General features: G+C 68.4%; 10 protein-coding genes and 1 tRNA gene. 6 read left to right on the top strand and 5 right to left on the bottom strand.

Annotated elements, in window-relative coordinates:
- Positions 1–88: 88 nt before the first annotated feature.
- From MVF96_RS21300 to MVF96_RS21315, 4 genes are all read left to right on the top strand, one after another.
- Positions 89–1,342, top strand: a complete 1,254-nt coding sequence (locus MVF96_RS21300) for a pyridoxal phosphate-dependent aminotransferase (protein WP_058249640.1) — start codon at positions 89–91, stop codon at positions 1,340–1,342.
- 143 nt (positions 1,343–1,485) lie between these two features.
- On the top strand, positions 1,486–3,273 hold the full coding sequence (locus MVF96_RS21305) for an SDR family oxidoreductase (protein ID WP_247450352.1): 1,788 nt from the start codon (positions 1,486–1,488) through the stop codon (positions 3,271–3,273).
- Positions 3,274–3,278: 5 nt separating this feature from the next.
- A complete protein-coding gene (locus MVF96_RS21310) occupies positions 3,279–4,184 on the top strand; it encodes a metal-dependent hydrolase (protein ID WP_247450354.1) in 906 nt (301 codons plus the stop codon).
- A gap of 22 nt (positions 4,185–4,206) precedes the next feature.
- Positions 4,207–5,331 (top strand): PDR/VanB family oxidoreductase, encoded by a 1,125-nt coding sequence (locus tag MVF96_RS21315; protein ID WP_247450357.1) that lies wholly within the window; start codon positions 4,207–4,209, stop codon positions 5,329–5,331.
- Here MVF96_RS21315 and MVF96_RS21320 read toward each other — a convergent pair.
- Positions 5,293–6,933 (bottom strand): MFS transporter, encoded by a 1,641-nt coding sequence (locus tag MVF96_RS21320; protein ID WP_247450360.1) that lies wholly within the window; start codon positions 6,931–6,933, stop codon positions 5,293–5,295. The two genes, MVF96_RS21315 and MVF96_RS21320, sit on opposite strands and share 39 nt — an antisense overlap.
- 115 nt (positions 6,934–7,048) lie before the next feature.
- On the opposite strand from MVF96_RS21320, the gene MVF96_RS21325 reads away from it, so the two are divergent.
- Positions 7,049–7,639 (top strand): TetR/AcrR family transcriptional regulator, encoded by a 591-nt coding sequence (locus tag MVF96_RS21325; protein ID WP_137809689.1) that lies wholly within the window; start codon positions 7,049–7,051, stop codon positions 7,637–7,639.
- Positions 7,640–7,673: 34 nt separating this feature from the next.
- Here the strand turns inward: MVF96_RS21325 and MVF96_RS21330 are convergent, their stop codons facing one another.
- The 4 genes from MVF96_RS21330 to MVF96_RS21345 all read right to left on the bottom strand — a co-directional run bounded on the left by MVF96_RS21330 (position 7,674) and on the right by MVF96_RS21345 (position 12,996).
- Positions 7,674–9,221 carry a hypothetical protein gene (locus MVF96_RS21330; RefSeq protein ID WP_247450362.1) on the bottom strand — a complete coding sequence of 516 codons (1,548 nt, stop codon included), beginning with the start codon at positions 9,219–9,221 and terminating at the stop codon, positions 7,674–7,676.
- Between the two features lie 95 nt (positions 9,222–9,316).
- Entirely contained in the window at positions 9,317–10,753 is a 1,437-nt protein-coding gene (locus MVF96_RS21335; protein ID WP_065631630.1) for a UDP-glucose dehydrogenase family protein, read from the bottom strand.
- A gap of 152 nt (positions 10,754–10,905) precedes the next feature.
- Positions 10,906–11,478, bottom strand: coding sequence for a dCTP deaminase (dcd, locus tag MVF96_RS21340; RefSeq protein WP_058249633.1), 573 nt, complete (start codon positions 11,476–11,478; stop codon positions 10,906–10,908).
- Positions 11,479–11,499: 21 nt separating this feature from the next.
- Positions 11,500–12,996 (bottom strand): HNH endonuclease signature motif containing protein, encoded by a 1,497-nt coding sequence (locus MVF96_RS21345; RefSeq protein ID WP_247450364.1) that lies wholly within the window; start codon positions 12,994–12,996, stop codon positions 11,500–11,502.
- 252 nt (positions 12,997–13,248) lie between these two features.
- Here MVF96_RS21345 and MVF96_RS21350 point away from each other — a divergent pair.
- Positions 13,249–13,322: transfer RNA gene (locus MVF96_RS21350), tRNA-Gly, on the top strand.
- Positions 13,323–13,359 lie beyond the last annotated feature (37 nt).

A 13,359-nucleotide genomic window follows, 5' to 3' on the forward strand; every position in this document is an offset into this window, starting at 1 on the left:
ACCGCAACGAAAGGCGACATCTGTCTTTTCAGCTGGCCTCACCCGCACTGGCAGAAACGCATTTGCCACCGGCTGCGACAATGTACCCGTGAGTAGGCCCCATGTTTCGCACCTCAACCAGAACCTCAAGCCGCTCGAGCAGTCGCTCAAGCTGCAGAACGTGTGCTACGAGATCCGCGGTCCCGTACACGCGCACGCGCAGCGGCTCGAGGCGGAGGGCCATCGAATCCTCAAGCTGAACATCGGCAACCCGGCGCTGTTCGGTTTCGAGGCCCCCGACGTGATCATGCGCGACATGATCCACGCCCTCCCCTACGCGCAGGGCTACTCCGAGTCGGCCGGTGTCCTGTCCGCGCGTCGTGCCGTGGTGACCCGCTACGAGCTCATCCCCGACTTCCCGTACTTCGACGTCGACGACGTCATCCTGGGCAACGGCGTCTCCGAGCTCATCACGATGACGATGCAGGCGCTGCTGAACGACGGCGACGAGGTCTTGATCCCGGCGCCCGACTACCCGCTGTGGACCGCGATGACCTCGCTGTCCGGCGGGCAGCCCGTGCACTACCGCTGCGACGAGGAGAACGGGTGGAACCCCGACGTCGCCGACATCGCCGCGAAGATCACCGACCGCACCAAGGCGATCGTCATCATCAACCCGAACAATCCGACCGGCGCGGTCTACTCACGGGAGGTCCTCGAGCAGCTCGTCGAACTCGCCCGTGAGCATTCGCTGTTGATCCTCGCCGACGAGATCTACGACAAGATCATCTACGACGACGCCGAGCATGTGAACGTGGCGTCGCTGGCGCCGGATCTGTTGTGCCTCACCTTCAACGGTCTGTCGAAGGCGTACCGCGTCTGCGGTTACCGCGCCGGGTGGGTCGTGATGACCGGACCGAAGGACCACGCGCGCGGGTTCATCGAGGGCATGGGCATTCTGGCGTCGACGCGCCTGTGCGCCAACGTGCCGGGCCAGCACGCGATCCAGGTGGCCCTCGGCGGTTACCAGTCCATCGAGGCCCTCGTCTCCCCTGGCGGCCGGTTGTACGAACAGCGGAACGTGACCTGGGAGAAGCTGAACGAGATCCCCGGGGTCAGCTGCGTCAAGCCCAAGGGCGCGCTGTACGCCTTCCCCCGCCTCGATCCCGAGATCTACGAGATCCACAACGACGAACTGTTCGTCCAGGACCTGCTGCTGCAGGAGAAGATCCTGGTGGTGCAGGGCACCGGGTTCAACCTCGACGACCACAACCACTTCCGCATCGTCACGCTGCCGTGGTCGCGCGATCTGAAAGAGGCTGTCGAGCGTATCGGAAACTTCTTGTCCTCGTACCGGCAGTGATCTCGGAGAATTCTGCGCAAACTCCCTGATGAGGGCCCGGTCTTCGGACCGGGCCCTCACTGCTTTTCCAGGGTCTGGACATTTGTGTAACCGTTGGTAACGTGTACCTCCATCGGCGCGGCACACACAACGAGGTGACACACATGTCCGAGAAGGCAGTTCAGCAACCGGACTGGCGGCGGGGAACCGTCACCAGCAACGGGATCCGATTGGCCACCTACGAGCTGGGCGATTCGTCGAAACCCACGGTGCTGCTGGTGCACGGCTGGCCCGACAGCCACCACCTGTGGACCCACGTCGCACCTCAACTCGCGCAGGACCACCACGTTGTGGCCTACGACTGCCGCGGCTTCGGCGACAGTGACCACCCCGACGGAGACGATGCCTACCGACTCAGCGAGCTGGCTGACGACCTGTTCGCGGTCGTCGACGCGATCAGCCCGGGCCGACCGGTGCACGTCGTCGCGCACGACTGGGGGTCGGTGACCGGGTGGGAAGCCGTCGCGCGTCCGGATGCCACCGCGCGCATCGCCTCGTTCGTGTCGATTTCCGGACCCAACCTCGATCAGCTCGGTGCCTGGGCGCGTGACAATCTCTCCCGACCGACGCCTCGCCGACTGGCCCTGAGTCTCGCCCAAGGTGGCTCGTCGGCGTACACCGCGTTCTTCCAGCTGCCGGTCCTACCGAAGCTCTTCTTCCGGATCGCCGGCTCGGAACGTCTGTGGCGCGAGTTCCTGTACCGAGTCGAGGGCACCCCTCGCGAGAACGCAACCTTCCAGCCGAACCTCCGCACGGACATGATCTCGGGACTTCGTCTGTACCGCGCCAACATCCGCCCCAAGCTCGGCAACCCGAACCCCCGGCCGACATCGGTTCCCGTGCTCGAGGTGATCAACGAACGCGACATCGCCCTACGGCCCGCGATCTTCGACGACACGCACCTCTATGCAAAACGCCTGTGGCGGAGACGAACTCCGACCGGACACTGGCTACCGCTCACGCGACCGGACTACGTCGCCGCACTGGCCCGCGAATTCGTCGCCGAGCAGTCGGCAAACGCGACACTCGAGCACCCCTCGAAACTCGCCCGCACTCGCGTCGTCGGACCACCCAACAGACTAACCGGCCGGCTCGCCGTGATCACCGGCGCCGGTAGCGGCATCGGACGCGAGACCGCCTATGCGCTCGCCGAGCGCAGTTGTGAGTTGATCCTCGCCGATCTCGACCTCGAGGCCGCGGAAGAAACCGCCAGAGAGACAAAGCGATTCGGCGCACAAGCGACTGCATACCGACTGGACGTCTCGGACACCCGCGGTTTCGCGGCGTTTGCCCGGGAGGTCCGCGAGGCCCACGGCATCCCCGACATCGTGGTCAACAATGCGGGAATCGGTTTGGCCGGTGGGGTGTTGGCGGCCACCGACGAGCAGGTCGACCGGCTCCTCGACGTCAACCTGCGCGGCGTCGTCACCGGCAGCCGGGAGTTCGGCCGGCAGATGGTCGAGCGCGGGGTCGGCGGGCACATCGTCAACATCGCGTCGGCCGCGGCGTTCACGCCGTCACGCAGCCTCGGCCTGTACTCGGCGTCGAAGGCGGGCGTCCTCCTCTTCTCCGAGTCGCTCCGCGCCGAGCTCGCCGAACACCGCATCGGCGTCAGCGCGATCTGTCCCGGACTCGTCGACACCAACATCGTCTCCTCGACGCCGATAGCCGGCCTCGACGCCGAGGCCGAACAGGCCCGCCGCGATCGGCTCGACCGGTTCTACCAGCGCCGGGGATTCACTCCGGACCGGGTCGCCGGTGAGATCGTCGCTGCCATCGAGCACAACAAGGCGGTGGTGCCGGTGACCGTGGAGGCGAAGGTGGGATACCGGATCTACCGCTTCGCGCCGTGGCTGTCGCGCATCGGCGCCCGTCAGAACATCACGGGGTGAACGCCATGACGCACAACGACAATCGTGCACCGGGGGACGCATCGTCGGCCGATCCGGGGCCCGTCGAGCTGCACGCCCGCAACGTGGCGTTCGACTGGGACGATGTCCCGCTCCACTGGATACCCGGCCACCCGGTCGCGTCGAACTTCATCAGCGTGCTCAATCTCCTGCTCCCGGAGGGCGAGCGGTGGTTCGTGCAGACCTACAACGAGGCCCTTCCGCTGGTCGACGACGAGGAACTCGCCTCTCGCATGCGAGGATTCATCGGCCAGGAGGCGATGCACGCCGAGGCCCACGATCACGTCCTGTGGGAGTTCCTCGATCACCACGGCATCGACCCGCGGCCCTACCAGCTACAGATGGAGTGGATCTTCCGCAAGGTGCTCGGCCCGCTGGAGGGTGGCACCCAGGAGGCCCGCGACAAGCATCTCGTCGAACGCCTCTGGCTCATCGCGGCTTTGGAGCACTACACCGCCATCCTCGGCGACTTCGCGCTGAACAACACCTGGACCCGGGTCGGGGCGCACCCCACGATGACCGACCTGTTCATGTGGCACGGCGCCGAGGAGGTGGAGCACCGGGCCGTCGCACACGATGTCGCCGCGTACTTCGGCGACGGATATCTGCGTCGCGGCCGGGCGATGTTCGTGGTGCTGCCGATCCTGTTGATCCTCATCCAGCGGGGTTACCGATTCATCATGGGCCAGGACAGGTCGTTGTCGTACAACTACTTCCAGAAGACCTGGCATTACCACCGTGGGGTGCGGGCCGGCGTGCTCCCGAAGATGCGGACGATCGTCTTCGCCACCTTCAGCTACTTCCGGCCCGGGTTCCGGCCGGAGGACATCGGCAGCACCGCACAGGCGGTCGCCTATCTCGCGAGCTCGCCGGCCGCGCGCAACGCGGCGTGAGTGCGGACGGGAGAGCAGGGTCATGAACCAACGCGCGCATCCGCATTCGACAACGCTCACGCAACCACCGCCCCACCTGCACGGCCGATGGCGGCATGACCCGCTGCTCACCGTCGGCACCATGATGTTCCGGGCGTGGTGGCCGGTCTGGCGGCCGCTGTCACCGCTGCGCCGAGGTGCGGTGCGCGACGGGGCCACCCGGGTCCGGATCGTCGGACGCGAGGTGGTCGCGCGCGACGAGAACGTCATCGCGCTCACCCTCGCCGCCGCGGACGGTGGCGCGCTGCCGAACTGGCACGCCGGGGCGCACATCGATCTGTTGTTGCCGTCGGGACGCATGCGGGAGTACTCACTGTGCGGCGACACCGCGGATCGGGAGCACTACCGGATCGCGGTGCGCCGGATTCCCGACGGCGGTGGCGGTTCGGTCGAGGTCCACGACTCGTTGCGTGTCGGCGACGTCTTCTCGATCAAGGGTCCCCGCAACGCCTTTCCGTTCGCGGTCCCCGGCCACGGATCACCTGCGCGCCGAATCCGCTTCGTCGCGGCCGGAATCGGCATCACCCCGATCCTGCCGATGCTCGCCACGGCCGAACGCTTCGGGCTGGACTGGTCGATGATCTACACCGGCCGCACCGCCGAGTCGATCCCGTTTCTCGACGAGGTGGCCGCGTTCGGCGACCGCGTCACCATCCGGACCGACGACGTCCACGGACTGCCGAGCATGGCCGAACTCGTCGGTCCCGTCGACGCCCCCGCCGACCTCGCCGTCTACTGCTGCGGCCCGGTTCCCATGCTGGAGGGGCTTCGCCGTCATCTCGCGACACGCGCCGACATCGAGCTGCACTACGAGCGGTTCAGCCCGCCGCCGGTGGAGAACGGCTCCGAGTTCACGGTGACCCTGGCCTCGACCGGTCAGGAGATCCCGGTCGCCGCAGACGAATCGGCGCTCGCCGCGATCCGCCGGGTGGTGCCGTCGGTGCCGTACTCGTGCCGGCAGGGATTCTGCGGCACCTGCAAGGTCAGGACGCTGTCCGGGGAGGTCGACCACCGCGACAACATCCTGACCGAACCCGAGCGCGCCGCCGGGACCATGCTGACCTGCGTCTCACGCAGTCCCGGCGGGAACCTCACCCTCGACCTCTGAGGCTTCCGCCCCCTGAGCTGAGGTGTGAGGAGCGCTGGCGACAACCCCTCCGCTCCCTGAGGTGCGAGGAGCGCTAGCGACGAGCCACGAAGGGTTTCCGCTGCCCCGCAACAGGAATGCCGCCGCGACGCCCGCGACCGCCGTGACGGCGACCGCGGCCCAGACCGCGTCGTGCAACCCGACCATGAAGGCGTCCTGCACCGCGATCCGGACCGCATCACCGATCGCGCCCGGCGCCTGGCCGGCCACCCCGACCCCGGCCATCACCGATTGCTTCGCCGCGTCGACCGCCTCGACCGGCAACCCGCTGCCCGACAGCCGGTCCCCGACCCCGGCGACATACGCCGATGTCAGGATCGACCCGAGGACCGCGACACCGAGCGTCCCGCCGATCTCGCGTGTCGTGTCGTTGACCGCACTGCCCGCACCGGCCTGTTCCGGACGCAGCGCGTCCATGATGAGCTGGGTGCACGGACCGGAGATGAAGGCGAGACCCGCCGCCATCAGCGACATCGCCCAGATGATGAGTTCCCAGTACCCGGAGTCCCGCGCGGAGAGCTCGACGAGCGCGAACCCGCCGGACATCAGGAAGGCACCGGTCACCGAGACCACCCGGGGCCCGAAACGGTGCGACAGTGCCATCGCAACCGGGGACAGCGCCGCCATCACGATCGCGAACGGAAGGGTACGGACACCGGCCGCCAGCGGACCGTATCCCTTCACCGCCTGGAAGAACTGCGTGATCAGGAAGATGAAGCCGAAGAGCGCGAAGAACGCCACGCTGATCATTCCGGCGGCGGTCGCAAAGCGCCGGTTGGCGAAGAGCCGGACGTCGAGGATGGGGTGCGCGATCCGCAGCTGTGTGGCCACGAACACCGCCAGGATGGCCACTGCGACAACGACACCCACCACCGTGCGCGCCGTGGCCCAACCGACGTGGGGCGCCTCGATCAGGGTGAAGGTCAGCAGGCCCAGGCCGGCGATCGAGAGCACGACCCCGAGCGCGTCGAACCGGGGCACCGACACCGGTCGCGTGCCGGGTACGACCGCCAGGATCATCGCGAGGGCCACCACACCGAACGGGACGTTGACCCAGAACACCGATGTCCACGAGAAGTGTTCGAGGAGCCAGCCACCGAGAACCGGTCCGATGGCCACCGCCACTCCGGAGACCGCCGCCCAGATCCCGACAGCCATCGCGCGTTCCCGGGCATCGACGAAGATGGTCGTGATGATCGCGAGCGTGGCGGGGAAGACCAGCGCCGCGAAGACCCCGAGCCCCGCGCGACCGGCGATGAGCTGCCCGAGGTTCTGGGATGACGCCGCCAGCACCGACACCAGCATGAAACCTCCGATGCCGGTGAGGAGCACGCGACGGTGCCCGAACCGGTCACCGAGGTAGCCGCCGGTCAACAGCAGGCCGGCGAAGACGAGCGTGTAGGCGTCGACGATCCATTGCAGGCCCGAGATCCCGGCGCCGAGGTCGCGGGCGAGCGTCGGGAGGGCCACGTTGACGATCGTGTTGTCGATCATCACGAGTAGTTCGGCGAAGCTGAGGGCGCCCAGCGCCCACCAGCGAGCATGCGTGCGTTCGGTTGGCATCGATCTTCTCCTGGTCGGGTGGCGCAAGCGATTTCTGCGATCCGTTAGAACAACGTTCCAGCGTTGTAGCACAGTGTTCTATTCAAGAAGAACACCGTTCCAGTAGGTTGTCAACATGTCTCCCGCGAAGCCGCGCACGCGTACAGCAGGCGCCGACGTCCGATCCGCGCTGCTCCGGGCAGGTCGCACGATCCTCGAGCGCGATGGCACGGCCGGTCTGACGGTTCGGGCCGTGGCCGGTGAGGCGAAGGTCGCCCCGATGGGCGTCTACAACCACTTCGACGGCCGGGACGGCCTGCTGGACGCCCTGGTCACCGACGGGTACGCGGAGTTCGGACGGGCGATTGCGACGAGGGAAGACGATCCGGCGACTCGTCTGCGCAACGCCGGTGTGGCGTACCGGAAGTTCGCACTCGCCAATCCGGTGCTCTACGGGCTGATGTTCTCAGCGCAGTGCACGCCCGAGATCGACGTGGCCGCAAACGCATTCGAGGTCCTCGTCGACACCATCCGGTACGGCCAGGTGGCCGGGGTCATCTTGTCCGCCGACCCCGTCGAACAAGCCATGCAGACCTGGTCCGCCGTTCACGGCGCCGTGAGTCTCGAACTCGCCCATGCCTATCACCCCGACGTCGATGCATCGGCGAACTACGAGAACGTCCTCGACTTCGTGGCGCGCGCACTGGCGCCCCGGCCCGGCGACTGAGACCCGGCTCGGGGACGGTCATCGGGTTCGTGCGTCAGGGCAGGACGATCGGCGGCAGACCGGGAAGCGGGATCGTCACACCACCTGGCGGACGCGGAGTCCGTGGCCGGGGACGAGGCCGGGGCGCGGGCTCCTCCGCGGAGGGCGTCGTCGTCTCCGGCGGAGGAGGAGTCGTGTATCGGCGCGCCGGTTGCCGGGCCTCGGCATAGATTGCGGGATCAGCGAATTCGGGTTCCGGGGTGGCGCTGGTGCGCTGGGGAAGCGGCGCGGCCACGGTCGGCGACGCCTCATCGTGTCCGACGGCCAACGCCGTGGCCACCGCGACGACGGCCACCGCGCACAGCAGCGCCACCGCGGCGAGAACGCGCTTGCCTCCGTACCGCCGTCGGCTCGCTCCGGCCGCCTGCGGCCCTACTACGGACACGTCGAAGTGCGGTGGAGCCCCGATGGCCGACCCTGTGTCCGCCGGATACCCGGCCATCGGATCGACGTTCACCTCCCCATCGCCGGACCGGACGGGCGGCGTGGGCGTGTGCGCCGACGTCCACCGTGGCGCAGACTCGGCCGACGGCGGCGGCTCGGCAACCGGATTCGTCGGCGTGCGCTGATCGTGACCGACCGGAGAGAGCTCGGAGAACTGCTGGTCGTCCCGAAGCGGCTGGGCGCGAGGGACATCCGGGGCAGCAACATACGGAGCGAGCGCCCCGAACGCCGTGGCCACCACCGGTGGCGACTGAGTGACGGACTCGAAGATGGGGGTGTCGTGCGTGTCGTGCGTATGGTCGTCGCCACGCGGAGCGATCTCGGCCATCTCGGCGGGGGCCGCGAAACCGTCATCCGACCGGGTCGGGACCGCATCCTGTTCGGCGGGCGGGGTCGCCACTTCCACGTCTGGTTCGATCACATCGCCGGACACCGCGATCGGGTGCGGTAACTCAGGTTCCGCCGCGTGTCCGCCGTGCGCCGGGGGCCGAGTGATGCTCCCCGACGGATCGACGTCGACGACCGGCACGGGTACGGCTCGCGCGATCGCGTCCCGGAGGCCGGGCCATGCGCTCACGCGATCGGTGACCACGACCGCGGGGGCGGAGGCTCCGGACACCGCCGCGCGAGCGAGGTCCTCGGCGCGTGCGGTCAGCGGGGCTCCGGCTTCGGCGACGTCGCGGCGCGCCATGCGGAACAGCCGGATGTGGTCGCGGCCCATCAGGAAGGTGCCGTCGGACTCGCGGAGCCGCTCGCGGCCGCGGGTGACGAGGTCGAGGACCTCCTCGTGCCATTCGCGCGAGGTCGGTGCCGCCACCCGCCCGACCCGAACGAGATGGTCGGCGATCACCTCATCCAGGACGGCGAGGGTGAGACCGGAATCGGAGTAGGAGTCCGCGACGGTCCCTCGAGCCGGGTCCAACCGTCCCACCGAGACGCCCGCCCGCGGATCGAGATCGAACAGCACGACCTCGGCATTCTGCGCGATCCCCCGCTCAGCGAGTTCGGCGCGCACGGCGTCGACGACGGCAGCACTGACCGTGACCTCTGCCTGCGCAGACGTCGGTGTCACGGCCGGATCGGCCACCGTGTCGGTCATCTGGTTGATTCCTGCACCTCACGTGCACCTCGCCTCATGTCCCCCACCGGCGAGTAGGTGCCCCCTGGACAGTCGCGAGCTCAACCTAGCACGACTCAGCGGACGGTGGCCCCCGGCGCATATCCGTTCACCTGCTCGGACGGGTGGTTTCGCGGCGCAGGGCGGGTGGGAGCGGGGCCGCCCAGGGCGCGGTAGTCCCAACCCGCGTCGCGCCACATCTGCGGGTCGAGGCAGCGCCGGCCGTCGACGATGCGTTTGGCGCGGACGACGCCCTCGAGTTCTTCGGGCGCCATGTGCACGAACTCGGCCCACTCGGTGGCGATGACGACGACGTCGGCCCGGTCGCACGCGTCGCGCGCCGAGGTGGCGTAGCCGAGGCTCGGGTGGACGCGTCGTGAGTTGTCCATGGCCTTCGGGTCGAAGACGGTCACGGACGCCCCTTCGAGCGCCAGCCTGCTGGCCACCGTCAGCGCGGGTGAGTCACGGACGTCGTCGCTCTCCGGTTTGAAGGCGGCGCCCAGGACGGCGACGTTGCGCCCGAGGACCTCGCCGCCGAGGGCCTCGAAGACCAGTTCCACCGCCGCACCCCGGCGACGCATGTTGATGGCGTCGACCTCCCGCAGGAAGCCGACGGCCCGCGGGGCGCCCATGTCGTCGGCGCGCGCGGTCAGGGCGCGGATGTCCTTGGGCAGGCAGCCCCCGCCGAAGCCGAGACCGGCGTTGAGGAATCGGCGTCCGATCCGCGGGTCGTGCCCGATCGCGTCGGCGAGGGTGTTGATGTCGGCGCCGGCGATCTCGCACAGTTCACTGATCGCGTTGATGAACGAGATCTTGGTGGCCAGAAAGGCGTTCGCCGAGACCTTCACGAGTTCCGCGGTGGCCCAGTCGGTCTCGATCAGCGGCACGCCGGTCTCGAGGATCTCGCGGTAGATCTCGCGGGTGACCTCCCCGGCCGACGACCCGGCGTCGGGGTCGTCGGCGGCCGTGTTGAGGCCGCTCGGGTCGAGCGAACCGGTACCGAGGACGAGCCGATCCGGCCGGAGCGTGTCCTCGACGGCGAACCCCTCGCGCAGGAACTCAGGGCTCCACGACAGCTCGACATCCGCCCCGGCATGGGAGAGCACCGAGATCCGTTGTGCGAGTTCAGCACATGTGCCGACCGGTACGGTCGACTTGCCGATGATGAGGTGGGCGCCCCGCAGCGTCGGCACGAGCGCGTCGATCGCCGAGTACACGTGCGAGAGGTCGGCCCGGTGCCCACGGGGTTCCTGCGGGGTCCCGACGCCGAGGAAGTGCACCGAGGCGTGGTCGGCGGCCGCGAGGTGGTCGGTCGTGAAGCGGAGTCGTCCGGCGTCGATGTTGCGGCGCAGGATGTCGGCGAGCCCCGGCTCGAAGAACGGGACCTCGCCGGCCTGCAGGCGTTCGATCTTGTACGGATCGACGTCGATGCCGACGACGTCGTGCCCGAGTTCGGCCATGCAGGCCGCGTGAGTGGCACCGAGGTAGCCGCATCCGATCACCGTGAGCTTCATGAGGGCAACGGTTACCCAGCTGGAACCACCGGTAACCATCCTCGCCGTGGCGGGTTGTCATCGGCTGGGTGAACTTCCGGAGCCGCGCCCACCCGGTCCGTCCACCCGCCGGTTGAGCCGAGTGCTCCCGCTGGTTGAGCGGAGTCGAAACCTCAGTCGTGCTTCTGGAAGTTCAGGTACGCCTTCGACGGGGTGGGTCCACGTTGTCCCTGGTATTTCGATCCGACCGACGCGCTGCCGTACGGCTCCTCGGCCGGGCTGCTGAGGCGGATGAGGCACAGCTGCCCGATCTTCATGCCGGGCCAGAGGGTGATCGGTAGATTCGCGACGTTCGACAACTCGAGGGTGATGTGACCGGAGAAGCCGGGGTCGATGAAGCCCGCCGTCGAATGCGTGAGCAGGCCGAGCCGACCGAGTGACGACTTGCCTTCGAGGCGGCCGGCGAGGTCGTCGGGCAGCGAGCACACCTCGAGGGTGGACCCCAGCACGAACTCGCCCGGGTGCAGCACGAAGGGCTCGCCGTCGGCGGGTTCGACCAGCGAGGTGAGTTCGTCTTGGCGTTGCGCGGGGTCGATGTGGGTGTAGCGGGTGTTGTTGAACACCCGGAACAGGCCGTCGAGCCGGACGTCGACGCTGGAGGGCTGGACGAGGGCGGGATCGAACGGATCGATGGCGAGGCGCCCGTCAGCGATCTCGGCGCGGATGTCGCGGTCGGAGAGCAGCACGGTGTCGAGGTTATCGAATGGTCAGGGAGGATCTGCGCCGGTGTCGGTCGGCGCCGACCCTCCGCGCTCCGGCACCGCTGTACTGCGCCGCCGCCGGACATCAGCGCGCATCCGGTCGAGGATCGCGTCGGTGCGATGGGCATGGTTGATCCGCGGCGTCGACGACGGGTGCGAGCAGGGCGGGTGCCAGACGGCGCGGCCGGCGTCGACCCCTTCGGTGGCGATGGTGGTGACCCACTGATCCACGCCGGTGCCGACCACCCGGTTGTGTGGTGGGCAGGCGGTCGCGAGGGTGTCGAGGTCGGTGGAGCCGTGGTGGGCGTCCCACTCGACGACATGGTGGATCTCGCAGTCGAACGACGGCCGCGTGCATCCCGGGAAGGTGCAGCCGCCGTCGCGGGCGACCGCGGCGATTCGTTGTGCGCGCGAGGCCAATCGCCGGGACCGTCCGAGATAGAGGACCTCACTGGAGTGGTCCCGGAACACCGCGAGATGATGCTGCGCGTCCGCGGCGAGGTCGATGGCGTCCTTGATGGGTAGGAGGGTTCCCGTCGCGGTCCGTGCCGGGTCGCCGGCCGCGTCGCGCAGCGCCGATTCGGTGATGGAGACGACGAGGTGTGGCGGTAGCCCGTGGTGCGAACCCCCGAGCGCGCCGGCGTCGAGCACGAAGCGCAGCATGGCGCGCAACGCGTCGTGGTTCCGCTTCTCGGCCGTGCGCTCGTCGCGTCCGGCAGCGGCGGCCAGCGCGTCGGGGTCCGCGGCGGCGGGGTTCCCGGTGGGCGACTCGGGATCGGCGGGATTGTTCATCCCGGGAGCGGCCCACACCGACAGGACGACGTCGAACATGGCGCGCGTCACGGGGTCGAGCATTGCGGTGAGCCGGGACATCAGTTGGGCGTCTTGCGGCCCGAGTTTGAGTCCGCGGTTGCGGGCGCGGTCGCGATCGTCGGTGATGGTTCCGTCGGGGTCGAGGTGGGCCAGGATGCGGGCGCCGAGGTCACGGAGTGACGACGGGTCGTACTCGCGTGCGTAGTGGGCGAGCGTCGCCTCGGCGGCTTCCCGGTCGGCGGGGTCCACGTCGGCGGGAATCTTGCGCATCACCTCGATGACGACGTCGACATGGCGTCCCGAGATCTCGCCGTCGGCAACACCTTTGGCGGTCTCGGGGAAGCGCGGTTCGAGCGGCACCCCCTGCATGTCCGGGAACCTGCCCAAGGCCCAGACCCGGTTCATCAGGCGGGTCGCCTCGCCGCGCCGGTTCAGCGCGTGGCACAGGAAGTTGGAGACGGTCTGGCACCCCATCTTCCGGTACGCCGACCGCTCGTCGATGTCGACGATGTGATCGGTGAACAGCGACAGCATCCGTCGTTCGGCACGCTCGTGCTCGATCGCGACCTGTAGTAGGTCGGTGTCGGAGCAATCCGTGGACTGCGTCTCGGCGATCTCGTCCATAAGTGCATGCAGGCGCTTGTACTGGTCGAGAAGAAGTGGTGGTGCAGATGGCCCGGTAGAAGCCATGATTTCATCCCCCGTCATCATGGCTTTACTCGAAACTACGTTCGAGACTACCGGCCGGTCGTCCGATGCGCAACCCCTTCCGGCGAGTTGGTCTGCGTCGCAACTGAATCGCGTCGGCCCGCCGAGACCCGGCCTCGCCCAGATGTCGCGGTTCGTTGCGCCTGACGCCACGATCCACGACATCTGCGCGTGCCGACGACCGGCCCGGCTCCGGGTTTGCTAGGCTGTCGTTCGCGAGTCCGGCACTCGCACGCCGATGTAGTTCAATGGCAGAACATCAGCTTCCCAAGCTGAATACGCGGGTTCGATTCCCGTCATCGGCTCCACCATCACCGCGACTCGCGAGGCCCCTGGTCCGGTGAT

Source organism: Gordonia hongkongensis, assembly GCF_023078355.1.
GTDB classification, from domain to species: Bacteria; Actinomycetota; Actinomycetes; order Mycobacteriales; family Mycobacteriaceae; genus Gordonia; species Gordonia hongkongensis.

Excerpts from the sequence above, each read along its gene's own strand:
- MVF96_RS21305 (WP_247450352.1), top strand. The coding sequence starts at position 1,486 with ATGTCCGAGAAGGCAGTTCAGCAACCGGACTGGCGGCGGGGAACCGTC.
- MVF96_RS21310 (WP_247450354.1), top strand. The coding sequence starts at position 3,279 with ATGACGCACAACGACAATCGTGCACCGGGGGACGCATCGTCGGCCGAT.
- MVF96_RS21315 (WP_247450357.1), top strand. The coding sequence starts at position 4,207 with ATGAACCAACGCGCGCATCCGCATTCGACAACGCTCACGCAACCACCG.
- MVF96_RS21320 (WP_247450360.1), bottom strand. The coding sequence starts at position 6,933 with ATGCCAACCGAACGCACGCATGCTCGCTGGTGGGCGCTGGGCGCCCTC.
- MVF96_RS21325 (WP_137809689.1), top strand. The coding sequence starts at position 7,049 with ATGTCTCCCGCGAAGCCGCGCACGCGTACAGCAGGCGCCGACGTCCGA.
- MVF96_RS21330 (WP_247450362.1), bottom strand. The coding sequence starts at position 9,221 with ATGACCGACACGGTGGCCGATCCGGCCGTGACACCGACGTCTGCGCAG.
- MVF96_RS21335 (WP_065631630.1), bottom strand. The coding sequence starts at position 10,753 with ATGAAGCTCACGGTGATCGGATGCGGCTACCTCGGTGCCACTCACGCG.
- MVF96_RS21345 (WP_247450364.1), bottom strand. The coding sequence starts at position 12,996 with ATGGCTTCTACCGGGCCATCTGCACCACCACTTCTTCTCGACCAGTAC.